25 protein-coding genes are annotated in these 22,184 nt (G+C 70.8%); 9 read left to right on the forward strand and 16 right to left on the reverse strand.

Annotation, left to right across the window (positions count from 1 at the left end; all coding sequences use genetic code 11):
- The coding region (locus BW41_RS21905; protein WP_235199814.1) for a hypothetical protein at positions 1-190 on the reverse strand (190 nt) is incomplete at its 3' end.
- Between BW41_RS21905 and BW41_RS16740 the strand changes: the two genes are divergently transcribed.
- Positions 189-2,516 (forward strand): chromosome segregation protein SMC, encoded by a 2,328-nt coding sequence (locus BW41_RS16740; RefSeq protein WP_152542391.1) that lies wholly within the window; start codon positions 189-191, stop codon positions 2,514-2,516. The two genes, BW41_RS21905 and BW41_RS16740, sit on opposite strands and share 2 nt — an antisense overlap.
- A gap of 20 nt (positions 2,517-2,536) precedes the next feature.
- On the opposite strand, the gene BW41_RS21300 is transcribed toward BW41_RS16740, so the two are convergent.
- The gene (locus tag BW41_RS21300) at positions 2,537-2,710 is read right to left on the reverse strand and encodes a hypothetical protein (protein WP_153810809.1); all 174 of its coding nucleotides are present in this window, start codon (positions 2,708-2,710) and stop codon (positions 2,537-2,539) included.
- A gap of 131 nt (positions 2,711-2,841) precedes the next feature.
- Between BW41_RS21300 and BW41_RS16745 the strand changes: the two genes are divergently transcribed.
- The 3 genes from BW41_RS16745 (at position 2,842) to BW41_RS16755 (ending at position 6,047) form a co-directional block, all read left to right on the forward strand.
- The gene (locus tag BW41_RS16745; protein WP_037535851.1) at positions 2,842-4,089 is read left to right on the forward strand and encodes a putative DNA modification/repair radical SAM protein; all 1,248 of its coding nucleotides are present in this window, start codon (positions 2,842-2,844) and stop codon (positions 4,087-4,089) included.
- 63 nt (positions 4,090-4,152) lie between these two features.
- Positions 4,153-4,638 (forward strand): hemerythrin domain-containing protein, encoded by a 486-nt coding sequence (locus BW41_RS16750; RefSeq protein WP_037535853.1) that lies wholly within the window; start codon positions 4,153-4,155, stop codon positions 4,636-4,638.
- 8 nt (positions 4,639-4,646) lie between these two features.
- On the forward strand, positions 4,647-6,047 hold the full coding sequence (locus BW41_RS16755) for a UdgX family uracil-DNA binding protein (RefSeq protein ID WP_037535855.1): 1,401 nt from the start codon (positions 4,647-4,649) through the stop codon (positions 6,045-6,047).
- A 79-nt stretch (positions 6,048-6,126) separates the two neighbouring features.
- On the opposite strand, the gene BW41_RS16760 is transcribed toward BW41_RS16755, so the two are convergent.
- Positions 6,127-6,921 carry an aldo/keto reductase gene (locus BW41_RS16760; RefSeq protein WP_037535857.1) on the reverse strand — a complete coding sequence of 265 codons (795 nt, stop codon included), beginning with the start codon at positions 6,919-6,921 and terminating at the stop codon, positions 6,127-6,129.
- Positions 6,922-6,996: 75 nt separating this feature from the next.
- On the opposite strand from BW41_RS16760, the gene BW41_RS16765 reads away from it, so the two are divergent.
- Complete coding sequence (locus BW41_RS16765) at positions 6,997-7,629, forward strand: DedA family protein (RefSeq protein WP_037535859.1); 633 nt, start codon at positions 6,997-6,999, stop codon at positions 7,627-7,629.
- Here the strand turns inward: BW41_RS16765 and BW41_RS16770 are convergent.
- The 12 genes from BW41_RS16770 to BW41_RS16825 form a co-directional block, all read right to left on the reverse strand.
- Positions 7,613-9,046, reverse strand: a complete 1,434-nt coding sequence (locus BW41_RS16770) for a hypothetical protein (RefSeq protein WP_235199815.1) — start codon at positions 9,044-9,046, stop codon at positions 7,613-7,615. The two genes, BW41_RS16765 and BW41_RS16770, sit on opposite strands and share 17 nt — an antisense overlap.
- 140 nt (positions 9,047-9,186) lie before the next feature.
- Positions 9,187-9,669 (reverse strand): hypothetical protein, encoded by a 483-nt coding sequence (locus tag BW41_RS16775; protein ID WP_037535862.1) that lies wholly within the window; start codon positions 9,667-9,669, stop codon positions 9,187-9,189.
- A gap of 11 nt (positions 9,670-9,680) precedes the next feature.
- Positions 9,681-10,244, reverse strand: coding sequence for a demethoxyubiquinone hydroxylase family protein (locus BW41_RS16780; RefSeq protein WP_051583639.1), 564 nt, complete (start codon positions 10,242-10,244; stop codon positions 9,681-9,683).
- Positions 10,241-10,723, reverse strand: coding sequence for a disulfide bond formation protein B (locus BW41_RS16785; RefSeq protein WP_037535863.1), 483 nt, complete (start codon positions 10,721-10,723; stop codon positions 10,241-10,243). The genes BW41_RS16780 and BW41_RS16785 overlap by 4 nt, the downstream gene beginning before the upstream one ends.
- 7 nt (positions 10,724-10,730) lie before the next feature.
- On the reverse strand, positions 10,731-12,104 hold the full coding sequence (locus BW41_RS16790; protein WP_037535865.1) for a S41 family peptidase: 1,374 nt from the start codon (positions 12,102-12,104) through the stop codon (positions 10,731-10,733).
- A gap of 98 nt (positions 12,105-12,202) precedes the next feature.
- Positions 12,203-13,345, reverse strand: a complete 1,143-nt coding sequence (locus BW41_RS16795) for a murein hydrolase activator EnvC family protein (protein ID WP_037536145.1) — start codon at positions 13,343-13,345, stop codon at positions 12,203-12,205.
- 39 nt (positions 13,346-13,384) lie between these two features.
- Complete coding sequence (locus BW41_RS16800; RefSeq protein ID WP_037535866.1) at positions 13,385-13,807, reverse strand: 23S rRNA (pseudouridine(1915)-N(3))-methyltransferase RlmH; 423 nt, start codon at positions 13,805-13,807, stop codon at positions 13,385-13,387.
- Between the two features lies 1 nt (position 13,808).
- Positions 13,809-14,153: a ribosome silencing factor gene (gene rsfS, locus BW41_RS16805; protein ID WP_051583654.1), complete on the reverse strand. Its 345-nt coding sequence runs from the start codon at positions 14,151-14,153 to the stop codon at positions 13,809-13,811.
- A gap of 58 nt (positions 14,154-14,211) precedes the next feature.
- Positions 14,212-14,832 (reverse strand): nicotinate-nucleotide adenylyltransferase, encoded by a 621-nt coding sequence (locus BW41_RS16810; protein WP_051583640.1) that lies wholly within the window; start codon positions 14,830-14,832, stop codon positions 14,212-14,214.
- Positions 14,829-15,110 (reverse strand): type II toxin-antitoxin system RelE/ParE family toxin, encoded by a 282-nt coding sequence (locus tag BW41_RS16815; RefSeq protein WP_037535868.1) that lies wholly within the window; start codon positions 15,108-15,110, stop codon positions 14,829-14,831. Before BW41_RS16815 ends, BW41_RS16810 begins: the two co-directional genes overlap by 4 nt.
- Positions 15,107-15,361 carry a hypothetical protein gene (locus BW41_RS16820; RefSeq protein WP_037535870.1) on the reverse strand — a complete coding sequence of 85 codons (255 nt, stop codon included), beginning with the start codon at positions 15,359-15,361 and terminating at the stop codon, positions 15,107-15,109. The genes BW41_RS16815 and BW41_RS16820 overlap by 4 nt, the downstream gene beginning before the upstream one ends.
- A 51-nt stretch (positions 15,362-15,412) precedes the next feature.
- On the reverse strand, positions 15,413-16,675 hold the full coding sequence (locus BW41_RS16825) for a glutamate-5-semialdehyde dehydrogenase (protein WP_037535872.1): 1,263 nt from the start codon (positions 16,673-16,675) through the stop codon (positions 15,413-15,415).
- Positions 16,676-16,736: 61 nt separating this feature from the next.
- On the opposite strand from BW41_RS16825, the gene BW41_RS16830 reads away from it, so the two are divergent.
- Complete coding sequence (locus tag BW41_RS16830) at positions 16,737-17,807, forward strand: DUF3667 domain-containing protein (protein WP_037535873.1); 1,071 nt, start codon at positions 16,737-16,739, stop codon at positions 17,805-17,807.
- A gap of 13 nt (positions 17,808-17,820) precedes the next feature.
- On the opposite strand, the gene BW41_RS16835 is transcribed toward BW41_RS16830, so the two are convergent.
- Positions 17,821-19,512 (reverse strand): class I adenylate-forming enzyme family protein, encoded by a 1,692-nt coding sequence (locus BW41_RS16835; RefSeq protein ID WP_037535876.1) that lies wholly within the window; start codon positions 19,510-19,512, stop codon positions 17,821-17,823.
- 65 nt (positions 19,513-19,577) lie between these two features.
- Between BW41_RS16835 and lgt the strand changes: the two genes are divergently transcribed.
- From lgt to BW41_RS16850, 3 genes are all read left to right on the forward strand, one after another.
- The gene (gene lgt / locus BW41_RS16840) at positions 19,578-20,486 is read left to right on the forward strand and encodes a prolipoprotein diacylglyceryl transferase (RefSeq protein ID WP_037535878.1); all 909 of its coding nucleotides are present in this window, start codon (positions 19,578-19,580) and stop codon (positions 20,484-20,486) included.
- Between the two features lie 110 nt (positions 20,487-20,596).
- A complete protein-coding gene (locus BW41_RS16845; RefSeq protein WP_443027652.1) occupies positions 20,597-21,676 on the forward strand; it encodes a class I SAM-dependent methyltransferase in 1,080 nt (359 codons plus the stop codon).
- Positions 21,673-22,182, forward strand: coding sequence for a GNAT family N-acetyltransferase (locus BW41_RS16850; protein WP_081793170.1), 510 nt, complete (start codon positions 21,673-21,675; stop codon positions 22,180-22,182). Before BW41_RS16845 ends, BW41_RS16850 begins: the two co-directional genes overlap by 4 nt.
- Positions 22,183-22,184 lie beyond the last annotated feature (2 nt).

Here is a 22,184-nt window from a genome sequence, read left to right on the forward strand (position 1 = left end):
GGCCTCGGCGAGCTCGCTGACGCGCCGCCGCGGCCCGGCGCGTCAGCGAGCTCGCCGAGGCCCGCCGGCGCATCGCCGAGGATCGTGCCCGCGAAGGCACGCTCGCCGCCGATGCCGCCGCCGCGCTCACCCGGCTGGCGGACGAGGTCGCGACGCTCGATACCGCGATCGCCGCGGCGGCGGCGGCCATGCCCGATTGCGATGCGGCGCTGGCGGCGGCGGAGCGCGACGCGCGCGATGCCGAGGTCGCGCTCGCGCAGGGCATGGCGCGGCAGGCGAGCGAGGCGGCGGAGGCGCGCGTCGCCGACGCGGCGCTCGCCGCGGCCCGCGCGCGCGCCGATCGGGCGGAGCGCGAGGCGGCACAGGTCGCGCAGGCGCTCGCCGCGCTGGGGGAGGCGGAACCGCTCACGGCGGCGCGCGACGCGGCCGCGGTGCACCGTCGCGAGGCGATCGCCGCTGCGGAAGCGGCCCGCGCGACGCTCGCCGCTGCCGAGGATGCCGAGCGCACCGCCGCCGCCGATCGCGACGCCGCGGAGAGCGCGCGTGCCGCCGCCCGCGCCGAGCTCGCCGCGCTCGACAGCGAGGCGGCGGCGCTGGCCAAGGCGACGCAGCGCAGCGGCCGTGACCGGCTGCTCGATCATGTCGCGCCGGCCGCCGGCTATGAACGCGCGCTCGCCGCGGCGCTGGGCGACGATCTCGATCGCGACCTCTCCGCCTGGACCGGTGCGGCAGTCGCTGGCGATGATCCGCCGCCGCCCGCCGCGACCGAGCCGCTCGGCGCGCATGTCGCCGCGCCCGCAGCATTGGCGCGGCGGCTGGCGCAGGTGTTCGTCGGCAGCGAGGAGGGCCAGCCGCTCGCCGTCGGGCAGCGGCTGGTGACGCCGGACGGGCGGCTGCGGCGGTGGGACGGCTATGTCGCGCGCAACAGCGGCGCCGCGGCGGCGGAGCGGCTCGAACGGCTCAACCGCCTGCAGGCGCTGGCCGCCGCGCGTCCTGCCGCCGCCGCGGCGCTCGACGCGGCCGAGACGGCGCGCCGGGCGGTCGAGGAGCGGATCGCCGCGGCCCGGCGCACGGCGCAGCAGGCACGGTCGGCGCTGGCGCAGGCGGAAACCGCGGGGCGCGACGCCGCGCGCACGGAAGATCGTGCCGCGACCGCGCTCGAACGGCTCGCCGGCCAGCGCGCCGACCTCGACGCGCGCGCCGCCCGGATCGGCGGCGAACGCGACGAGGCCCGCGCCGACCATGCCGCGGCGCAGGCGGCGCGCGATGCGCTGCCCGATGGCCGCGACGGTGCCGCCGCGGTCGCGGCGCTGGCGCAGATCGCCGACCGGCACCGCGCCGCCGTCGCGGCCGCGCGCGACCGGCGCACGACGCTCGATCGCAGCGTCCAGGCGCAGCGCGAGCGGCTCGCCGCGGCGCAGGCCGACGTGCGCAGCTGGCGCGCCCGCGCCGGCGAGGCGGCGAAACGGATCACCGCGATGGACGCGCGCGATACCGCCCTCGCCGTGGAGGTCGCGGAGGCGGAGGGTCGCCCGGCCGCGCTCGACGCAGCGATCCTGACGCAAGCGGCCGGACATGACGCCGCCCGCCGCGACGCTGAGACGCAGGCGGCGGCCGAACGCGATGCCGACCAGCGCTCCCGCGCGGCGGAGGCGGCGCAGCGCGCGGCGATCGAGACGCTGAGCCGCGCCCGCGAATCGCGCGCCGGCAGCACCGCGCGGCGCGAGCATCACGAGCAGCGCCGCCTCGAGCTCGGTCGCCTGTCGGGCGAGCGGTTCGGCTGCCCCGCGCCGGTGCTGCCCGAGCGGCTCGCCTTCGCCGTCGCCGAGGTCCGGACGCCCGATCAGGAAAGCGCGGCGCACGACCGGCTCGTCGCCGATCGCGAGCGGATCGGCCCGGTCAACCTCGTCGCCGAGCGCGAACTCGCCGACATCGAGGCGAGCCACGCCGCCAATGCCGCCGAGCGCGACGAGATCGGCGAGGCAGTCAACCGGCTGCGCGGCTCGATCGGCACGCTCAACCGCGAAGGCCGCCAGCGGCTGCTCGCCGCCTTCGCCGCGGTCGACGGCCATTTCCGCCGGCTGTTCGCCACCCTGTTCGACGGCGGCGCGGCGCACCTGCAACTCGTCGACTCGGACGATCCGCTCGAGGCCGGGCTGGAGATCCTCGCCCAGCCGCCGGGCAAGCGTCTCCAGTCGCTGACCCTATTGTCCGGCGGCGAGCAGGCGCTGACCGCAGTGGCGCTGATCTTTGCGCTGTTCCTCACCAACCCCGCGCCGATCTGCGTGCTCGACGAGGTCGACGCGCCGCTCGACGACGCCAATATCGAACGTTTCTGCGACCTGCTCGAACGGATGTCGCGGGATACGGATACCCGCTATCTGGTCGTCACGCACAATGCGGTGACGATGAGCCGCATGCACCGGCTGTTCGGCGTGACGATGGTCGAGCGCGGCGTCAGCCGGCTGGTCTCGGTCGATCTCGGCGGCGCGACCGAGCTGCTCACCGCGGAGTGACGGGCCGCGCCGCCGGCGCGTCAGGCCCGGCCGCGCAGCCGCGGTCGGCGCAGCAGGCCCGCGATCACACGGCTGGTGTAGAGCAAACACATCTCCTGATGCACCGCGGCGGCGGCGGGATGGTCCGCCTGGATAGCGCGCACCGCTTCGGTGAACGACCGGTCGGACAGATAGGGCGTGTCGCTGTGGATCATGGTCTCGTCCTCCTCCAGCCCCTGCCAGACGCGTTCTGCACCGCGCGCATTGCGGTGATATTGCCCTCGATCAATATCATGTGTCCGCCGCCGACCTTGTCGCCACCCGATGCGGAACGTATATCGAACGAATGGCGCAGCTCGACACGCGGGAAAAGCTGGCGATCCTCGCCGACGCAGCGAAATATGACGCGTCCTGCGCGTCGTCCGGCACCGCCAAGCGCGACAGCCGCGACGGCAAGGGGCTGGGCTCGACCGAGGGCATGGGCATCTGCCACGCTTATGCGCCGGATGGCCGCTGCATCAGCCTGCTCAAGATCCTGCTGACCAACAGCTGCATCTTCGACTGCCATTATTGCATCAACCGCAAGAGCAGCAACGTCCGCCGCGCCCGCTTCACCGCCGACGAGGTCGTCAAGCTGACCATCGCCTTCTACAAGCGCAATTATATCGAGGGGCTGTTCCTGTCCTCGGGGATCATCAAATCCTCCGACTATACGATGGAGCAGATGGTCGAGGTGGCGCGCAGCCTGCGCGAGGATCATCACTTCCGCGGCTACATCCACCTCAAGACGATCCCCGACGCCGATCCCGAGCTGGTCCATCAGGCCGGCCTTTACGCCGATCGCGTGTCGATCAACATCGAGCTGCCGACGGTGAGCGGCCTCAAGCGGCTCGCGCCCGAGAAGGACGGCGCGCGGATCGAGGGCGCGATGGGCGAGGTCAAGGCGTCGATCGCCGACAACGGCGACGCGCGCAGGAAGTACAAATCCGCGCCGCGCTTCGCCCCTGCCGGCCAGTCGACGCAGATGATCGTCGGCGCCGACGCCGCCACCGATGGCGAGATCGTCACCCGCGCCTCGACGCTTTACGACCGTTTCGGCCTGCGCCGCGTCTATTACAGCGCGTTCAGCCCGATCCCCGATGCAAGCACGGTGCTGCCGCTGCAGCGGCCGCCGCTGATGCGGGAACATCGCCTCTATCAGTCGGACTGGCTGATGCGCTTCTACGATTACAGCCCGCACGAGGTGGTCGCCGCCGCCGACGATGCGACCGGCATGCTGCCGCTCGATATCGATCCCAAGCTCGCCTGGGCGCTCAAGTTCCGCGACAGCTTCCCGGTCGACGTCAATCGCGCGCCCCGCGAGCTGCTGCTCCGCGTCCCCGGTCTGGGCGTCAAGGCGGTCAACCGGATCGTCGCCAGCCGCCGCTGGCGCCGGCTGCGACTCGACGATGTCGCACGGCTGACGGTGAGCGTCGCCAAGGTCCGCCCGTTCATCGTCGCCGAGGATTGGCGGCCGGTGCTGCTCACCGATCGCGCCGATCTCAAGCCGCTCGTCGCGCCGAAGCGGCAGCAGCTCGAACTGTTCGCCGCCTGAGAATGATTCACAGGTGAAACGCTCCGTCGCCTCGCCGGTTGGTCGCCGCGAAGGAGACGGACGATGGCGCTGGCGCAGATTTACGCGGACCTCAAACGCGATCACGACAAGCAACGCGACATGCTGAAGCAGCTCGCCGAGATGCAGGGCGCGGGCGAGGAGCGTCAGCGGCTGTTCGAGGCGTTCCGCCTCGAGGTGCAGAGCCACGCCGCCGCCGAGGAGGAATCGCTCTACGCGACGATGCTGCGCGATCCCGAATTGCGCGACGATGCGCGCCATTCGGTGAGCGAGCACAAGGAGGTCGACGACCTGCTCGGCGAGATGGCCGACGAGGAGTTCGGCTCGGATGCGTGGAGCGAGAAGTTCTTCCACATGCGCCGCCGCTATGAGCATCACATCACCGAGGAAGAGGAAGAGATGTTCCCCGCCGCCGCCGAGGAACTCGACGATTCGACCGAGGAGGAGCTCGCGACGATCTACGAAGAGCGCAAGCCCGAGGAACTGGAGATCGCCAAGTCCAACCCGCCGGGCGGCGACGAGCGGGACTGACGCGCCGCATGCGCCTCGCGACGCTGTCCGCGCCCGACGATTTCGATGCGTGGCGCGACGCGGCGCGGGGCTTCGCCGCGGCGGACGTCCCGCCCGACGACGTCGTCTGGCAGGTCGGTGCCGCGCCCGCCGACCTGTTCGCCACCACCGCGGACACGACGGTGCCGCCGCCGGTGCCAGGCGCGCTGTCGGTACCGCGCGCCTTCCTCGACCTCGCGCGCAGCGTCGTCATGGCGGCGGAGCCCGAGCGGTTCGCCCTGCTCTATACCGCGCTGCACCGGCTGCGCCGCGAGCCCAAGCTGATCGAGGATCATGCCGACCCGCTGGTCCGCCGGCTGGAGGTGCTCGCCAAGAACGTCCGTCGCGATATCCACAAGATGCGCGCCTTCCTGCGCTTCCGCGAAGTCGCCGACCATGACGGCGCCAGCCGCTACGTCGCCTGGTTCGAGCCCGAGCATCATATCGTCCGCGCCAACGCCGCCTTCTTCGTCAACCGCTTCGCCAGCATGCGCTGGTCGATCCTGACGCCCGAGCTCTCGCTGCACTGGGACGGCGCGATGCTCTCCGAAGGTCCCGGTGCGGCGAAAGGCGACGCGCCCGACGGCGATCCGACCGAAGAGGTGTGGAAGACCTATTACGCCAGCATCTTCAACCCGGCGCGCGTCAAGGTCGGCGCGATGCTCAAGGAGATGCCGCGCAAATATTGGAAGAACATGCCCGAAACGGCGCTGGTCGGCCAGCTGATCGCCGGGGCGCAGGCACGGGAGAGCGGGATGATCAGCCAATCGCGCGAGGCGCCGACGATCGGCGACAATGTCGCGGCGGCCTGGGCGGCGCTGCGCGACGAGGCGGCGGCGTGCACGCGCTGCCACCTCTACAAACACGCGACGCAGACAGTGTTCGGCGAAGGGCCGGTCGATGCGGCGATGATGTTCGTCGGCGAACAGCCGGGCGACCAGGAGGACCTTGCCGGCACCCCGTTCGTCGGCCCGGCGGGACAGGTGTTCAACCGCGCCATCGCCGCCGCGGCGATCGACCGCGGGCAGGTCTATGTCACCAACGCGGTCAAGCATTTCAAGTTCGAGGCGCGCGGCAAGCGGCGCATCCACGCCAAGCCCGACACCGGCGAGATCGAGGCCTGCCGCTGGTGGATCGAACAGGAGCAGATGCTCGTCCGCCCGCAGGTGACGGTGGCGCTCGGCGCGACGGCGGCGCGCTCGCTGCTCGGCCGCACGGTGACGATCGGAAAGGAGCGCGGCCGTGCGCTGCGTCTGCCCGACGGCGGCGAGGCGTGGATCACGGTCCACCCGAGCTATCTGCTCCGCCTGCCTGATCCGGCGCAGAAGGAGGCGGAGTTCGCGCGGTTCGTCGAGGATCTCAAACTGGCGAAGGCGGCGGTGGGCGGATAAGCCCCCCTGCGGTGCGGGAGGCAGGCCGCCACGCGTCGGCGCCGCGCGCTGCCACCTCCCCGTACCGGGGCGGATCGGATCACATGTCGAGCGGGTCGGGTCCCAATCGCTCGCCGGCTTCGAGCGCGTCGATCGCCGCCATCTCGTCGGCGCTCAGCGTCAGGTCGAGCGCGGCGTAATTGTCGCTCATATGGTCGTTATCCGCCGCCTTGGGGATGACCGAAAAGCCGTGCGCGAGGTGCCAGGCGAGCACCACCTGCGCCGCCGATCGCGCATGCGCTTCGGCGATGCGGACGATCTCCGCCTCGCGCAGCAGCGCGCCGCCCTGGCCGAGCGGGCTCCACGCCTGCGTCACGATATCATGCGCCTGATGATAGGCGACGAGATCGCGGCGCTGGTGGCGCGGGTGCAGCTCGATCTGGTTGAGCACAGGGGTGACGCCGGTCGCGGCGATGATCGCGTCGAGATGCTCGGGCAGGAAGTTGGACACGCCGATCGAGCGCGTCTTGCCCGCATCGCGCAACGCGATCAGCGCCTTCCACGCATCGATATAAAGGTCCTGCGCCGGCGAGGGCCAGTGGATCAGATAGAGGTCGACCGCGTCGAGCCCGAGCAGCGCGAGGCTTTCGTCGAGCGCCGCTCCGGGATCGCCCTGCCGGTCGTTCCACAATTTGGTGGTGACGAAGGCGTCGCTGCCCTGCACGCCCTCGCCGACGCCGCGTTCGTTGCCATAAATCGCCGCCGTGTCGATCAGCCGGTAGCCGAGGTCGAGCGCCTTGCGGACCGCGAGCGGCGCCTGCGGATCGGGAAGCTTCCAGGTGCCGAGCCCGAGTTGCGGGATGCTGCGGCCGTCGTTCAGGGTCAAATCGGTCATGGCGGGACGAGCGCGCGAGTCGCCCCGCCGGTTCCCCCTTCCCTTGGCCGCCCTGATCCGCCAAGCCCCGGACCCATGTTCGAAAAGATCCTGGGCGTTCTCGCCACCTTCACCATCTGGGTGATCTCGAGCGGCGGCTATGTCGGCATCGCCGTGCTGATGGCGATCGAAAGCGCGTGCATCCCGCTGCCGTCGGAGATCATCATGCCGTTCGCGGGCTATCTGGTTTCGACCGGACGGTTCGACCTGATCCTCGCCGCCACCGCGGGCGCGATCGGCTGCAACATCGGCTCGATCGTCGGCTATGAGGTCGGCAAGCGCGGCGGGCGACCGATGGCGGAGCGATGGGGCCGCTATGTGCTGATCGGGCCGGGCGAGCTCGACGCCGCCGACCGCTTCTTCGCGCGCTGGGGCAGCATGGCGGTGCTGGTCGGCCGGCTGCTGCCGGTGATCCGCAGCTTCATCGCCTTCCCCGCCGGCGTCGCCCGGATGCGGCTGCTGCCGTTCCACGTCTACACCTTCCTCGGCTCATGGCCGTGGTGCTTCGGCCTCGCCTGGGTCGGGATGACGTTGGGCGACAAGTGGAACAGCGATCCGCGCGTCAAGGCGGCGTTCCATCGCGCCGACCTGCTGATCGGTATCGTCGTGATCGCGCTGGTCGCCTTCTACATCTGGCACCGGGTGCGCGGGCTCAAGCGGCACGGCTGACGCGGCGCGCCAGCCACGCCAGCGCCGGCACCGCCAACACCGCCCACAGCGCGAACCCGGCCCATGGACTCCAGCCGAACCATTCGCTCGGCACCGTCCGCAGCAGCCCGCGCGCAAAGGCGACGGCGACCCACTGCCCGACCGGGAAGGTGACGAGCGGCGGCGTATAGATTTCGGCCGCGGCGATCATTGCATTGACCGCGATCGACAGCGTCAGCAGCAGCGTCATCGCCAGCCGCTCGCCGCGTCCCCCCGCCCGCCACCATTCCGCCGCCAGCCCGAGCGCGAGCGGCGCCACCGCCGGGATCAGGAAGCGCGGGCCGGTGGTGTTGCCGCCGTCCCAGTACACATAGGCGGCATTGACCAGCAGCACGATCAGCGCCGTCGCGATCGCGGTGATCGCCAGCGCGCGCCGCTCCGGCCGCCGCAGCCAGGCGACGAGGCCGAGCGGCGCGAGCAGCAGCACCGGCGCGACCCAGACGAGCCCGAGCTGGAAGCTGAACAGCACCGCGCGCATCACCGTCAGCCGCGGCCAGCCTAGCCCGAACAATCCCTGATGCATCCCTTCCCAGCCGACCACGCCCGAATAGCCGACGCGGAACGGCGTGCCGAAAGCGATGATATTATACGCGGCGAGCGGCAACAGCGCGACGATCCCCGCCGCCACGGCGATGCCGGCGAGCCGCAGCAAATCGGCACGGTCGCGCAGCTGCCACAGCGCCCACAGCCCGATCGGCACCGCGGCGAGCACCGCCTGATGCTCGACCACCACCGCCCAGCCGAGCGCCGCCCCGGCGATCGCGGCATACCGCCGCGTGCCGCTTCGCCCGCCGCTGCCGCGCCAGATCGCCCAGAAGGCCACCCCATAGCAATCGGCGACGACGGCATGGCCGAGCAGCGTGGTCGACCAGCCCCATATCGGTGTGCCGAGCGCATAGCCGAGCGCCGCGAACAGCCCGGCGGCGGCGCTGCCGGTCAGCCCCATGCCGAGGTCGAACAGCAGCACCGCGGCGAGCGCGGTCAGCACCGCCGGCCCGATCGCGACCGCGATGCGGGTGCGCAAGCGCAGATAGGTTTCGAATTCCGGTCCGCCGGGGACGGCACCGAAATCGGCGGCGCGGGTGCCGGTGACGGCATCGGCGATCCACACCGCGGGCAGCGCGGCCAGCGTCATCCCCGGCGCCTTGTCGAGATAGGCGTGACCGGCGAAGCTCGCCTTGTCGATGGTGAGCGCGGCGAATTCATCGATCGTCGCGTCGCCGTCCTCGACCAGGCTGATCGCCGCGAACAACCGCGTCGCGTTATTCGGGTTGAGCTCCCACGAGCCGAACCAGGCGCAGCTGAACCAGACGAGCGCGAACAGCAGGATGCGGACGGGGCGCATCGCGCGTCGCGCCGGTTCAGTCGTAATCGTCATCGTCGCCCCTCAACACGCCCGCCGATCCGTCGCTCGCCGTTCAGATGGCGGCGTCGGGTGCCGTGGCATGCCCGTAACCATAAACGGCCCCGGCGGTAATGGTCGAGGGCGGGTGGTCGATCACGCGACGACGTGCCGCGTCAGGGCAGCCGTGCCTCTTCCGCCTTGCGCGCCTGATTCTCCTTGCGCGCGGCGCGGGCGCTTTGCAGGAAGCAGCCGGTCTGGCCGCCGGCGCCGACGGTCGAGCAGCTGCCGGTGCTGTTGGCGCCGACGCCCGCGTCGAGCGTCCCCTGCGCGCGCGCCGCCCAGCTTTCGTTCTGCGGCGTCACCTGGAATTCGCGCAGTTCCTTGGGCACGCGATATTGCTCACGCGCGCTGCGCCGTTCGCAGACCACGATCTCCGCGCCGTCATTGTTGGTCGGGCAGCGTTCGTTGCCGTAGAGCACCAGTACGCCGTTGACCGGGGCGCGCTTGGCGACCTCGCCCGGCGTCGCGATCACCACCGGCTTGGCGGTGCCGGGGCCGGCGGGGGTCTGGGTCACCTGCGCCGCACCGGGCCTGGCCTGTTGCGCCAGCGCCGGCATGGCGCTCGTCAGCACCGCGATGGCGACGATGATACGCATGGATGCTCCTCTCAAATCCGCTTCGCCGCGGCGATCGCCACCTTGCAGCCGAGCCGGATCAATCCGCTCAGCACCGGATAGGCGACGGCGTTTTCGGCACCGTTGGCGAGCGCATGATCGCGGTGCTCGAGCTCCTCGGCCTGGAATTCGAGGATCGCGGCGGACAATTCGGGTTCGCTCGACCCGAGGTCGTCGATCTGCTGCTGGTAATGTTTGTCGATCTCGGTCTCGACCGCAGCGGTGCAGGCCATGGCGGCATTGGGACCGATCGCCGCGGTGATCGCGCCAAGCGCGAAGCCCGCCTTGTCCCAGAACGGCTGGAACAGCGTCGGCCGCACGCCGCGCTTGACGATCAGGTCGTCGAAGAAGGCACGGTGCCGCTCCTCCTGGCTCGCCATATGATGGATCGCGCGGCTGGCGGGATGGCGGTCGCCGAGCAGGGCGAGTTGCCCCGCATAGATGCGGATCGCGCCGAACTCGCCTGCCTGATCGACGCGGATCATCGCCTCGGTCGGCTCGCGCCGGTCGCCGGGGCGCCAGCGGGGCGGCGGCAGGGTCGCAGTGTCGGCAGTCATCGCGCTTTCCTCATCAGCCACAGGATCACCGCCGCGCCGCCGAGCGACAGGATCGCATTGAACCCGGCGAGCGAAATGCCCGCGAACGTCCATTGCGCGACGTCGCAGCGGACCACCGGCGCCTTCATCAACGCCGCCAGCCGCGCATCGGGTCCGAGCCCGCGCAGGTCGACCGTCTGGGTGCAGGCGGTGAAGCCGTTCCACCAATGATATTCGACACCGGCATGCGCCACGCCAATCGCGCCCGACGCCGCGATCAGCAGCGCCGCGATCACCACCAGCGTCCGCGCCAGCCGCGGTGCCGGCAGCAGGAAGGTGAGCAGCGCGACGACCAGCGCCGCATAATGCGGCCAGCGCTGCCAATGGCACATCTCGCACGGGTAGAGATGGCCGATGAGCTGCGATCCCCAGGCGCCGGCGAGCAGCGCCGCGGGCAGCAGCAGGGCGATCCAGCGGGCGAGACGCGCGGTGCCGGTCATCGCCCGATCACTTCACCTTGGCGGCGGGCGTCGCCGCGGGCACCGGCAGCTTGGGCCGGGTCGCCGCGGCGACCTGCGCCGGGCCGCCGAGCCGCGCCACCGTCTTCAGCGCATAATAGAGCTGGAAATCGTCGATCCCCTGCTTCTTGAGCTGATCGGCGGTCATCGCGAAGCGCGGATCCTCCTTGGTATCCTCCTCGAGGATCTTGTTGTCGGCCTTGACCTCGTTGATCAGGTGGCGGCGCAGGTCCGCCTCGCGGAACACCGGGCGCGACTTGAAGTCGGGATCGCTGAGCTGCGGCACCTTGATGTCCGGCTCGATCCCGCCCTCCTGCACACTCCGTCCGGACGGGGTGTAGTAGCGCGCGGTGGTGAGGCGCAGCGCGGTCTGCGGGCCGAGCTGGAGCAGCGTCTGCACCGATCCCTTGCCGAAGCTGCGCTCGCCCATCACCAGCGCGCGGTGATGATCCTGCAACGCGCCGGCGACGATCTCCGAGGCGGAGGCGGTGCCGGGGTTGGTCAGCACCACCACCGGCAGGCCATGCGCGTCGTCACCGGGCTTGGCGAAGTACCGCTCGATGTCGGTCTTCTCGCGGCCGCGCTGCGAGACGATCTCGCCATGGTCAAGGAAGGCGTCGCTCACCGCGATCGCCTGGGTCAGCAACCCACCGCCATTGTCGCGCAGATCGACGACATAGCCGAGCGGCCGATGGCCGAGGCTCTTGTCGATCGCCATGATCGCCGCGCGCGTATCGGCGCCGGTGCTTTCCGAGAAGGTGTTGATGTTGACGTAGCCGACGTCGCCGCGCACCTCCCATTTCACCGGCTTCTGGGTGATGACCTCGCGGTTCATCGTCACCTCGACCGGCTTGTCCTGACCGGGACGCACCAGAGTAAGGCTGACCTTGCTGCCCGGCTTGCCACGCATCAGCGCGACCGCCTCGTCCAGCGTCTCGCCGTAGATCAGCTTGCCGTCGATATGGGTGATATAGTCGCCCGACTTGACGCCGGCGCGATAGGCGGGCGTGTCCTCCTGCGGCGCCACCACCTTGACCGCGCCGTCCTCCATCTGGACGGTGAGGCCGAGGCCGCCGTAATTGCCCTCGGTCTGGATGCGCAGATTGTCGTAATCGAGCGCGTCGACATAGCTCGAATGCGGATCGAGGCTGGCGAGCATGCCCTGGATCGCGCCCTTGATCAGCTTCTGGTCGTCGACCTTGTCGACATAGTCCGACTTGATGCGGTTGAAGACGTCGAGGAACTGGTCGAATTCGCGATAGGTATCGGTATCGACCGCGGCCATCGCCTGTGTCGCGAGCGGAATGAGGCACAGCGAGCCAAGCAGGGCGGTCGCGGTAAGTAGCGGTAGCGGACGAGCCATCGAACATCCTGAAGGCGGAAGAGACCGCGTCCGTTTAGCCGCAATCTCCAGCGGGAGCAAAGCAGAGCGCGGCTGAACGAACGCTGACCTTCGCCGGCTCAGCCGAGCAGCGCGGCGATGTCCATCGGCCGGCCGCGGCGGCGCAGCTCGACGGTGATGCGCGCGGGTTCGCCGGGGGCGGCGCGGCCGAGCGGGGCGCCGGCGGCGAGCCGCTGACCCGCCCGCACCGCGAGCGGGCCGAGTCCGGTGACGAGGCTGGTCCAGCCGTCGCCGTGATCGATGATGACGATATCGCCATAGCCGCGGAAGCGCCGCGCATAGCGGACGACGCCGGCGGCCGGTGCGATCACCGCGGCATCGTCGGCGACCGCGAAGGTCAGGCCGCGCGCGCGGACGCCGGCGTCGGACACTTCGTCGAGCCCGGTGACCAGCCGGCCGTGGACCGGCAGCCGATAGACGCCGTGCATCCGTACCGGCGCGACGCTGCCCGGCGCGAGCGGACGCGGCACCGGCCCGGGCAGCGCGGCGAGATCGGCGGCGGTGACACGCGCCGCATCGCCCGCGCCGAGCGAGTCGACGAGGTCGCGCGCCCGTTCGCCGAGCGCCAGCGCGCGATCCGACTCGCTCAAGGCGCTGCGGCCGAGCGTCTCGCTGCGCTGGCGGTGCGCCGCGGCGAGCCGGTCGAGCGCGGTGCGATCCGCCTCCAGCCGCGCGCGCCCCTGGCGCAGCGCCGCCGCGGCCAGCGCCGCATCGCCCTGCAATGCCCGGGTCGCGCCGATCGCCTGCTGCACGCCCTGCGTCCGCGCCCGCACCACCGGCAGCACCCCGCCGAGCACGGCGCGGACGTGGACGAGATCGGCGATCGAACCCGGCTGCGCGACGGCGACCAGGGTCGGCCGGCGCGCGAGCGACGACAGGGCGGCGAGCAGCCGCGCGACCGGCGCCTGCTGCGCCGCGAGCCGCGCCTGCTGATCGGCGAGCAGTCGCGCGACGATCGCCTGCCGCGCGCGCGCGGCGACCAGTTCGGCCTCGGCCGCAGTGACCCGCGCGGCGAGCGCCGCTTCCTCGGCGCGCGCCTTGTCGGCCGCATCGCGTTCGGCGGCGGCGTCCCGTGCGAGATCGGCCGCGTGCCGGACGGCCTGCGCCGCATCGCGCTTGGCGGCGGCGAGTCGCTGCCGCTGATCGGCGAGGCTCTGCCCCGCGGCGGGCAGGCTCAACGCGGCGAGCGCCGCCACGAGCATCGCGCGGCGGCGGCGACGTGAGGGGCCGGTCACCCCCACTCACCCCTCCCGGTGATAGGGATGCCCGGCGAGGATCGACGTCGCCCGGAACAATTGCTCGGCGAGCATCGCGCGGGCGAGCAGATGCGGCCAGGTCGCGCGACCGAAGGACAGCAGCAGATCGGCCTCGGCGCGCTCGGCGTCGCCGAAACCGTCCGCCGCGCCGATCAGGAAGCGCACCTCGCGCGTGCCGGTGTCGCGCCAGCGTTCCAGCCGGCGCGCGAAATCGAGCGAGCCGAGCACCTCGCCCTTCTCGTCGAGCAGGACGCGGATCGTCTGCGCCTCCAGCGCGGGCAGCTTGCCGCCGGTATCGGGCAGCTCGGTGATCCGCATCGGCCAGCCGATCCGCTTGACATATCGCGCCACCAGATCGGCCTCGGGCGAGCGGCCGATCCGGCCGCGCGCGACGATATGCAGCAGAATGTCAGGCCTCTGGCGCGGCGGCGGGCAGCGGCTTGAGCGACGACGAGACGGTATCGCCGAACTGCCACATCCGCTCCAGATTGTAGAAGGTGCGCACCTCCGGCCGGAACAGGTGGACGATCACGTCATTGGCGTCGATCAGCACCCAGTCGGCGGTCTGCAGGCCTTCGATCCGCACGGTGCGCTTGCACTCGGCCTTGATCTTCTCGGCGAGCTTGTTCGCCATCGAGGCGACCTGGCGCGTCGAGCGGCCGCTGGCGATGATCATGTGATCGGCGATCGTCGATTTGCCGGCGAGCGGGATGGTGATCACTTCCTCGGCCTGGTCGTCTTCGAGCGACGCCATGATCAGCCGATGCAGCGCCTCGACTTCGGCGGGATCGGCGGGACGCACGGCATGGGGGTTAGTCGCCAAGGGGACTCCTGGGTTGCTGGGCCGGATGGCGCCGGTGCCAGTCGGGATCGGCCGCTCGGGCCGCGGTGGCGGAAGTCGGGTCGGGGCGGAAGCGCAACAGCACGAGTGCCGGCAATCTCCACGTCGTCCAAAGCTTCGCGTGGCTTGCGGGCCGTTGGAAGCGCCGCAGCCAACCCATGGCGACGCTCGCCCGGGCCTGATGTTCATACCCCGGACGCGCGATCACCGCAATCGGCATCGTACGCGCGATCTCGCGCCAGCCGCGCCAGCGATGGAATTGCGCCAGGTTATCCGCGCCCATCAGCCAGATGAACTCGCGCCTGGGATAGCGCCGCTGCAACTTGCGCAGCGTATCGCGGGTATAGCGGGTGTGCATCCGCGCCTCGATATCGGTGGCGCGGATCGGCGCGCGGCGCGCCTGCGCCTGCGCCGAGGCGAGGCGGATCGCCAGCGGCGCCATGTCGCTCACCCCGTCCTTCAACGGGTTGCCCGGCGACACCAGCCACCAGCATTCGTCGAGGTCGAGCGCGCGAATCGCCGCCAACGTGATCGCCCGATGCCCGCGATGCGCCGGATTGAACGAGCCGCCGAGGATGCCGGTGGGGGTCAAGAGATCATCCAGTTTTCGCGCCCGTGATGGACGCGGAGAATCTCCACACCTGCCGGCGCGACGCGGTAGAGCAAGAGATAATAGGTTCCGGGGACACGCCACTTGCGCTTGTCGTCTTCCATCCGGGGCCCGGCGTATGGATGCTCGGCAAGGAAACGGGCGGCCCGCACCGCAGCGCGGCCGACATGATCGGCATGGGCGGGATCGTCCTGCGCGTAAAAGTCGTCGATGCCGGCGAGATCATCCAGCGCCCGGCGCGCCCAGATCGCGCGCCTCACTGTCGCTGGCGAGCCGCCACACGAGCCTCGAACCAGGCTTCCACTTCTTCCTGCGTATGGACCTCGCCGCGTTCGACGCAATCGATCCCTTCCTGCACGAAGGCGCGCCAATCGACGGCATCCTGGGTAGCCCGGCGGATCGCATCGGCGGCGAATTGCGGACCGCTGATGCCGCGGGCGCGAGCGAGATCCTCCACCAGCGCCAGCGTTGCTGTGTCGAGCGGAGCGGTAATGGAGCCGGCGGCAGTCATATCCCTATCCTACGCCCGCCGATACTCGGCTTCAACCGACACCACATGTCGTCAGGACCGCACCTGCCCGCTCCCCCGCCCGACCCATTTGTAGGTCGTCAGCCCTTCGAGCGCGACCGGCCCGCGGGCGTGGAGGCGGCCGGTGGCGATGCCGATCTCAGCGCCCAGGCCGAATTCCCCGCCGTCGGCGAATTGCGTCGAGGCGTTCCACAGCACGATCGCGCTGTCGACCTCGGCAAGGAAGCGTTCGGCGACCGCGGCATCCTCGGCGACGATCGCGTCGGTATGGTGCGAGCCGTGGCGGGCGATATGCGCCATCGCGCCCTCGACGCCGTCGACCAAGGCAACCGAGGCGATCGCGTCGAGATATTCGGTGTCCCAGTCCGCCGCGTCCGCCGGTATGACGATCTCGCCGATCGAGGCCTCGAGCGGATCGCCGCGCACCTCGCACCCCGCCTCCTGCAACGCCTCGACCAGATCGACCGGCGCGGCGAAGGCGCGGTCGATCAGCAGCGTCTCCATCGCGCCGCAGATGCCGGTGCGGCGCATCTTGGCGTTGACGACGATCGCCCGCGCCATCGCCGGATCGGCGGAGGCGTCGACATAGACGTGGTTGATGCCGTCGAGATGCGCGAGCACCGGCACGCGCGCCTCGGCCTGGACGCGCGCGACGAGGCTCTTGCCGCCGCGGGGCACGACGAGGTCGATCGCCCCCTCGGCGGCAAGCATCGCGCCGACCGCGGCGCGATCGGTGGTCGGCACCAGTTGCACCGCATCGCCCGGCAGGCCGGCGGCGGCGAAGCCGGCGGCGAGCGCCGCCGCGATCGCGCGATTGCTGTGCGCCGCTTCGGACCCGCCGCGCAGGATCGCGGCATTGCCCGCCATCACGCACAAAGCCGCGGCATCGGCGGTAACGTTGGGGCGCGATTCGTAGATGATGCCGATCACGCCGATCGGCACGCGGACGCGACTGAGCTGCAATCCGTTGGGGCGCCCGCTGCGATCGATCGTCATGCCGACCGGATCGGCGAGCGCCGCCACCGCCGCCACGCCATCCGCCGTCGCCGCGACGCGCGCCGCATCGAGCCGCAGCCGGTCGAGCAACGCGCCCGACAGGCCACGCGCCGCGCCCGCCGCCATGTCGCGGGCATTGGCGGCGAGGATCGCCGGCGCCGCCTCGCGCAGCGCGGCGGCAGCGGCTTGGAGCCCGGCGGCCTTGCGCAGGGTCGGCAGGCGGGCGAGCGCCGCGGCGGCGATTCGCGCGCGGCGGCCCATGTCGGCGATCAATTCGGTCGGATTGTCTGCGTCAGCCATGGCGTTCGTTACCATCAACTGCCCTCTCGCGCCACGATCGCACTCTTGCTAGGTCGAAGCCATGTCGGGGGATATCGCAGCAGCCACGGATCTGATCACCGGTGCGCTCACCGCGCGCGCGGTCGAGCCGCATGCCGGCGAGGCGCAGGCGTCGCACGGCGGCGGCCTCTGCCTCAATTGCGGCACGCGGCTGATCGGCGCGCATTGCCATGCCTGCGGGCAGAGCGGCCACGTCCATCGCACCGTCGGCGCGATCGGGCATGAGATCGCGCACGGCGTCTTCCATTTCGAAGGCAAGATCTGGCGGACGCTGCCGATGCTGGTGTGGCGGCCGGGCGAGCTGACCCGCCGCTACGTCGCGGGCGAGCGCGCGCGCTTCGTCTCGCCGCTCGCGCTTTTCCTGTTCACCGTCTTCCTGATGTTCGCGACGATCAGCGCGCTCGGCGGCGACATCGCCGGGCTGGTCACCGCGGATCGCGCGGACGGGACGACGATCGGCATCGCCCGCAGTGCCGACAAGGCGGAGCGCGGTCTGACCAAGGCGCAGGCCGAACGCGATCGCCTGGTCGCCGCGGGCCGGCCGACGGCGGAGATCGATTCGCAGATCACCGCGCTGCGCACGACGGTCACGGCGCTGCGCCGTGCGCAGGCGCCGGCGGACGGCGAGGGGCGGTTCGGCCTCGACGAGGTCCGCACCGGCTGGGCCAAGCTCGACCACGGCCTCGCCAAGGCGGACAAGAACCCCGGCCTCGCGCTCTACAAGCTGCAATCGAGCGCCTACAAATATAGCTGGCTGCTGATCCCGATCTCGACGCCGTTCGTCGCGTTGCTGTTCCTGTGGCGGCGGCGGTTCGGACTGTACGACCATGCCATCTTCGTCACCTACAGCCTCGCCTTCATGATGCTGATGGTGATCGCGCTGATGCTGCTCGGCGTCGCCGGGGTGGCGAGCGGGTGGATCGTGCTCGCGGTGTTCGCGCTGCCGCCGCTGCACATGTTCCGCCAGCTGCGCGGCGCCTATTCGCTGCGCCGCGTCTCCGCCGCCTGGCGGACCGCGGCGCTGCTGGTCTTCGCCTGGGCGGCGCTGCTGTCGTTCGTCGCGCTGCTCCTGATCCACGGCCTGACCGACTGAGCCGCGTGCGCGGCTAGGCCGCCGCCAGCGCCCGATAGGTGGCGCGCAGGGCGACCTTGTCGATCTTCTCCGTGCCCAGCCGCGGCAGGGGCGCATCGGCGATCCAGATGCGCACCGGCACCTTGAACGCGGCGATATGCTCGGCGAGGAAGGCCTGCAGCGCGCCCGCGTCGAGCGTCTCGCCGTCGCGCGGGTGGACGACCGCACCCGGCACCTCGTCGAAGCGCGCATCGGGCAGGCCGAACACCGCCGCCTCGGCGACGCCGGGATGCGCGTAGAGCGCCGCCTCGACCTCCTGGCAGGAGATATTCTCGCCGCCGCGGATGATGATGTCCTTCTTGCGGTCGACGATGAACAGATAGCCCTCGGCATCGAGATAGCCGATGTCGCCGGTGCGGAAATAGCCGTCCGCGGTCATGCAGGCGGCGGTCGCCTCGGGCTGGTTCCAATAGCCGAGGAAGTTGCAGATCGAGCGGATCGCCACCTCGCCGCGTGCGCCCTGCGGCACCGGCGCGCCCGCATCGTCGAGGATGGCGAGATCGACCAGCGGCGGCGAGGCGCGGCCAGCGCTGTTCGGCTTGGCGAGATAATTGCCGCGCCAATTGCCCGTGCCGACCGCATTGGTCTCGGTCAGGCCATAGCCGATCAGCGGCGCGCCGCCGCCCCCCGCCCCCATCTCCTCGGCGATGCGGCGGACATGTTCGACCGGGCGCGGCGCGCCGCCCGCGGCGAAGTCGGTGACGGTCGACAGATCGTAGCGGTGGCGATCGGGATGGGTGAGCATCTCGAAGCTCATCAGCGGCACGCCGACGAAATAGCTGATCCGCTCCGCCGCGATCAGCCGCATCGCCTCGCCCGCGTCCCACTTCGGCATCAGCACCAGCTTGCGGCCCATCGCGAAGCTCTGCAGCAGCACCGGCACCTCGGCGGTGACGTGGAACAGCGGCAGCGTCAGCAGCGTCGAGGGCTGTTCGGTCGGCGCATTGCCGTCCTGCGCGGCGATCGACAGCATCGTCAGCGCCTGGGCAAGATAGTTGAACACGCCCTGCACCACCGCGCGATGATCGCACAGCGCGCCCTTCGACCGGTCGGTCGAGCCCGAGGTGAACAGGATGGTCGCATGATCCTCGCCCGCCAGCGCCGGCAAGGCGACATCGGCGGCGCGATCGAGCAGCGGCGCGAGCGCCTCGGCGAGCGGCAGCGTGTCGTCGAGCACCACCACCGGCACCTCCGCGCCATCGAGCCGGCGGGCGCGCGGCGCATCGGCGAAGACGAGCGCGCAGCCGACCTCGTCGATCGCCGCGACCAGCTCCTCCGCCTGCCACCAACCGTTGAGCAAGGTCGCGACGCCGCCCGCCATGGTGATCGCCATGTAGAGCGCGATCCAGCTCGGCGAGTTGCGCATCGCGATGCCGACACGGTCGCCACGTGCGATGCGATGGCCTGCGACCAGCGCCCGTGCCGCCGCCGCGGCGAGCGCATAGACCTCGGCGAAGGTCAGCCGCTCGGGCCCGGACACGAGGAAGGTCTTGTCGGCATGGTCCTGACAATAATGCGCATAATAGGCCGGCAGAGCGGGCGGCGCGGCGGCGATCATCGGATAGCTGCGGCCGCCCCGCTCGACGGTGGTCAGCGGCAGCATCGCCCCCGGCCCGGTCAGCGCGGCGATGGTCGCGTCCATACGCTCGTCGAGCAGCGTCCTCATATCTCTCTCCGCTTGGTCTTGTGCCTTTGCGCCACTATGCAGTCGGCAAACCCTGGGGGAAAGCCTTGATCCTGCCGTCGCTCGCCGCCGCCGTTCCCGCTGCCCTGCCGGCCGCGGGCGGCCATATCCGTTTCGCCGATCTGGGGCTGCACCCGGACGTCTTCTCGATCGGCTTCTTCACGCTGCGCTGGTACAGCCTCGCCTATATCGCCGGCATCCTGGTCGGCTGGTGGTATCTGCTGAAGCTGCTCGCCCAGCCGGGTGCGCCGATGGCGCGGCGGCATGCCGACGATCTCGTCTTCTATGCGACGCTCGGCATCATCCTCGGCGGGCGGATCGGCTATGTACTGTTCTACGCGCCCGAGATGATCCTCCACCCGATCCGCATCCTGCGGCTGTGGGACGGCGGCATGAGCTTCCACGGCGGCGTGATCGGCACGTCGATCGGGATCATCCTGTTCGCGCGCAAGCACAAGCTCGACTGGCTGCGGGTGCACGATTACATCGCCTGCGTCGTGCCGTTCGGGCTGTTCTTCGGTCGGCTCGCCAATTTCGTGAACGGCGAATTGTGGGGCAAGCCCGCCGACGTGCCCTGGGCGATCGTGTTCGAGCGCACCGTGCCGTTCGACGTGCCCGAGCCGGCGCGCCACCCCAGCCAGCTCTACGAGGCGGGGCTGGAGGGAATCGTGCTGTTCGCGATCCTGTGGTTCGCCTTCTGGCGGACCAAGGCGCGCTATCAGCCGGGCAAGCTCGTCGGGCTGTTCGTGCTCGGCTATGGCATCGCGCGCTTCATCGTCGAATTCTTTCGCGAACCCGACGCGCAGTTCCGCGGATCGTGGGTCGAGGCGACCGGCATCCATATGGGCCAGTGGCTGTGCCTGCCGATGATCGCCGGCGGCCTCTACCTGGTGCTGACCGCGCCCGGCCGACGCACGCGGGTGGAGCCGATCGCGGGGACGGAGAGCGTGGCCTAGGAAGGGTTTCGCTCGTCATCCCGCCGTCCCTTTCATCATCGCGGCCTGCGCCGGGATGATGAAATGAGGTCGAATGATCGGCCAAGGGCTCGGGGCGCAGCATACGCCCCTTGCGCGCTGCGACCCATGGCGGCATCCCCCGGCGCGTGACCGAAGCCTCCCTCCCCGATCGTCTCGCGCGCGCCATCACGCTGGGCGGGCCGATCCCGGTGTCGCAGTTCATGGCGGCGGCGAATGCGCATTATTACGCCACCCGCGATCCGTTCGGCACGAGCGGCGATTTCATCACCGCGCCCGAGATCAGCCAGATGTTCGGCGAGCTGATCGGCCTGTGGTGCGCCGATCTGTGGGATCGCGCCGGACGCCCCGAGGTCGCCTGGGTCGAGCTTGGGCCGGGCCGCGGCACGCTCGCTGCCGACGCATTGCGCGCGATGGCCAAGGCGGGGCTGACCCCCGACGTGCATTTCGTCGAGACGAGCCCGCTGCTCCGCGCCGCGCAGGCCGAGCGCGTCCCCGCCGCGCACTGGCATGACGGCGTCGACACCGTGCCCGACGACCGCGCGCTGATCGTCGTCGCCAACGAATTCTTCGACGCGCTGCCGATCCGCCAGCTCGTCCGCCGCGGCGAGGGCTGGCACGAACGGCTCGTCGCCTGCCAGGACACGCTGTTCCTGCCGATCGCGGGCAAGCCGGTGCCGATCGCCGTGCTGCCCGAGCCGCTGCGCGACGCGCCGGCCGGATCGATGCTGGAGATCTCGCCGGCGAGCGTCACGGTGATGCAGGCGCTTGCGACCCGCCTCACCGCGCAGGGCGGCGCGCTGCTCGCGATCGACTATGGCCAAGAAGGCCCGCTGCTCGGCGAGACGTTGCAGGCGGTGCGCGGCCACGGCTTCGCCAATCCGTTCGAGACGCCCGGCGAGGTCGATCTGTCGGCGCACGTCGATTTCACCACGCTCGCCGCGGCGGCGCAGGCGGCGGGTGCGGTCGCCTGGGGGCCGGTGACGCAGCGCGACCTGCTTGGTCAGCTCGGCATCGACGGCCGCGCCACCGCGCTTGCCCGCCATGCGCCGGAACGGGGACAGGCGATCGTCGCCGACCGGGCGCGGCTGATGGGCGAGATGGGAACCCTGTTCAAGGCGCTGGCGGTGACGCACCGCGACTGGCCGACCCCGGCGGCGTTCGGCGCATGACGGTGATGCTGCGCACCCCCGATGTCGCCGATGCGGAGACGATCGCGACGCTGATGGCGGATTGCTTCACCGCGACCTTCGGTCCGCTCTACGCCCCCGCCGATCTCGCCAGCTTCCTCGACGGGCTGACGATCGAACGCTGGCGCAGCGAGCTGGCCGATCCCGCCTTCGCCTTCCTGCTCGCCGAACGCGACGGCGCGGCGCTCGGCTTCGCCAAGCTGGGGCCGCAGTCGCTTCCGGTCGAGCCGGCCGGCGCGATGATCGAGCTGCGCCAATTGTACCTGCGCGCGGCGGCGCAGGGCAGCGGCCTTGCCGCGCGGATGATGGACTGGGTGATCGTCACCGCGCGGGCACGCGGCGCGGGCGAGCTGTTCCTGTCGGTCTATGTCGACAATGCGCGCGCGCGTCGCTTCTACGAACGCTATGGCTTCGAACGGATCGGGCGGTACGACTTCATGGTCGGCCATCATCGCGACGAGGACGATCTGATGCGGCTGGCGTTGTGAGC

The organism is Sphingomonas sp. RIT328, assembly GCF_000632225.1.
GTDB classification, from domain to species: domain Bacteria; phylum Pseudomonadota; class Alphaproteobacteria; order Sphingomonadales; family Sphingomonadaceae; genus Sphingomonas; species Sphingomonas kyungheensis.

What these genes read in the sequence shown, in the direction of transcription:
- BW41_RS16785 (WP_037535863.1), bottom strand. Translation starts at nt 10,723, where the DNA reads ATGACCGGCACCGCGCGTCTCGCCCGCTGGATCGCCCTGCTGCTGCCC.
- BW41_RS16740 (WP_152542391.1), top strand. Translation starts at nt 189, where the DNA reads ATGCCCGATTGCGATGCGGCGCTGGCGGCGGCGGAGCGCGACGCGCGC.
- BW41_RS16790 (WP_037535865.1), bottom strand. Translation starts at nt 12,104, where the DNA reads ATGGCTCGTCCGCTACCGCTACTTACCGCGACCGCCCTGCTTGGCTCG.
- BW41_RS16765 (WP_037535859.1), top strand. Translation starts at nt 6,997, where the DNA reads ATGTTCGAAAAGATCCTGGGCGTTCTCGCCACCTTCACCATCTGGGTG.
- BW41_RS16835 (WP_037535876.1), bottom strand. Translation starts at nt 19,512, where the DNA reads ATGAGGACGCTGCTCGACGAGCGTATGGACGCGACCATCGCCGCGCTG.
- BW41_RS16750 (WP_037535853.1), top strand. Translation starts at nt 4,153, where the DNA reads ATGGCGCTGGCGCAGATTTACGCGGACCTCAAACGCGATCACGACAAG.
- BW41_RS16745 (WP_037535851.1), top strand. Translation starts at nt 2,842, where the DNA reads ATGGCGCAGCTCGACACGCGGGAAAAGCTGGCGATCCTCGCCGACGCA.
- BW41_RS16850 (WP_081793170.1), top strand. Translation starts at nt 21,673, where the DNA reads ATGACGGTGATGCTGCGCACCCCCGATGTCGCCGATGCGGAGACGATC.
- BW41_RS16770 (WP_235199815.1), bottom strand. Translation starts at nt 9,046, where the DNA reads ATGACGATTACGACTGAACCGGCGCGACGCGCGATGCGCCCCGTCCGC.
- BW41_RS21300 (WP_153810809.1), bottom strand. Translation starts at nt 2,710, where the DNA reads ATGATCCACAGCGACACGCCCTATCTGTCCGACCGGTCGTTCACCGAA.
- BW41_RS16830 (WP_037535873.1), top strand. Translation starts at nt 16,737, where the DNA reads ATGTCGGGGGATATCGCAGCAGCCACGGATCTGATCACCGGTGCGCTC.
- BW41_RS16755 (WP_037535855.1), top strand. Translation starts at nt 4,647, where the DNA reads ATGCGCCTCGCGACGCTGTCCGCGCCCGACGATTTCGATGCGTGGCGC.
- BW41_RS16825 (WP_037535872.1), bottom strand. Translation starts at nt 16,675, where the DNA reads ATGGCTGACGCAGACAATCCGACCGAATTGATCGCCGACATGGGCCGC.
- BW41_RS16780 (WP_051583639.1), bottom strand. Translation starts at nt 10,244, where the DNA reads ATGACTGCCGACACTGCGACCCTGCCGCCGCCCCGCTGGCGCCCCGGC.
- BW41_RS16775 (WP_037535862.1), bottom strand. Translation starts at nt 9,669, where the DNA reads ATGCGTATCATCGTCGCCATCGCGGTGCTGACGAGCGCCATGCCGGCG.
- rsfS (WP_051583654.1), bottom strand. Translation starts at nt 14,153, where the DNA reads ATGGCGTCGCTCGAAGACGACCAGGCCGAGGAAGTGATCACCATCCCG.
- BW41_RS16820 (WP_037535870.1), bottom strand. Translation starts at nt 15,361, where the DNA reads ATGACTGCCGCCGGCTCCATTACCGCTCCGCTCGACACAGCAACGCTG.
- BW41_RS16795 (WP_037536145.1), bottom strand. Translation starts at nt 13,345, where the DNA reads ATGCTCGTGGCGGCGCTCGCCGCGTTGAGCCTGCCCGCCGCGGGGCAG.
- BW41_RS16760 (WP_037535857.1), bottom strand. Translation starts at nt 6,921, where the DNA reads ATGACCGATTTGACCCTGAACGACGGCCGCAGCATCCCGCAACTCGGG.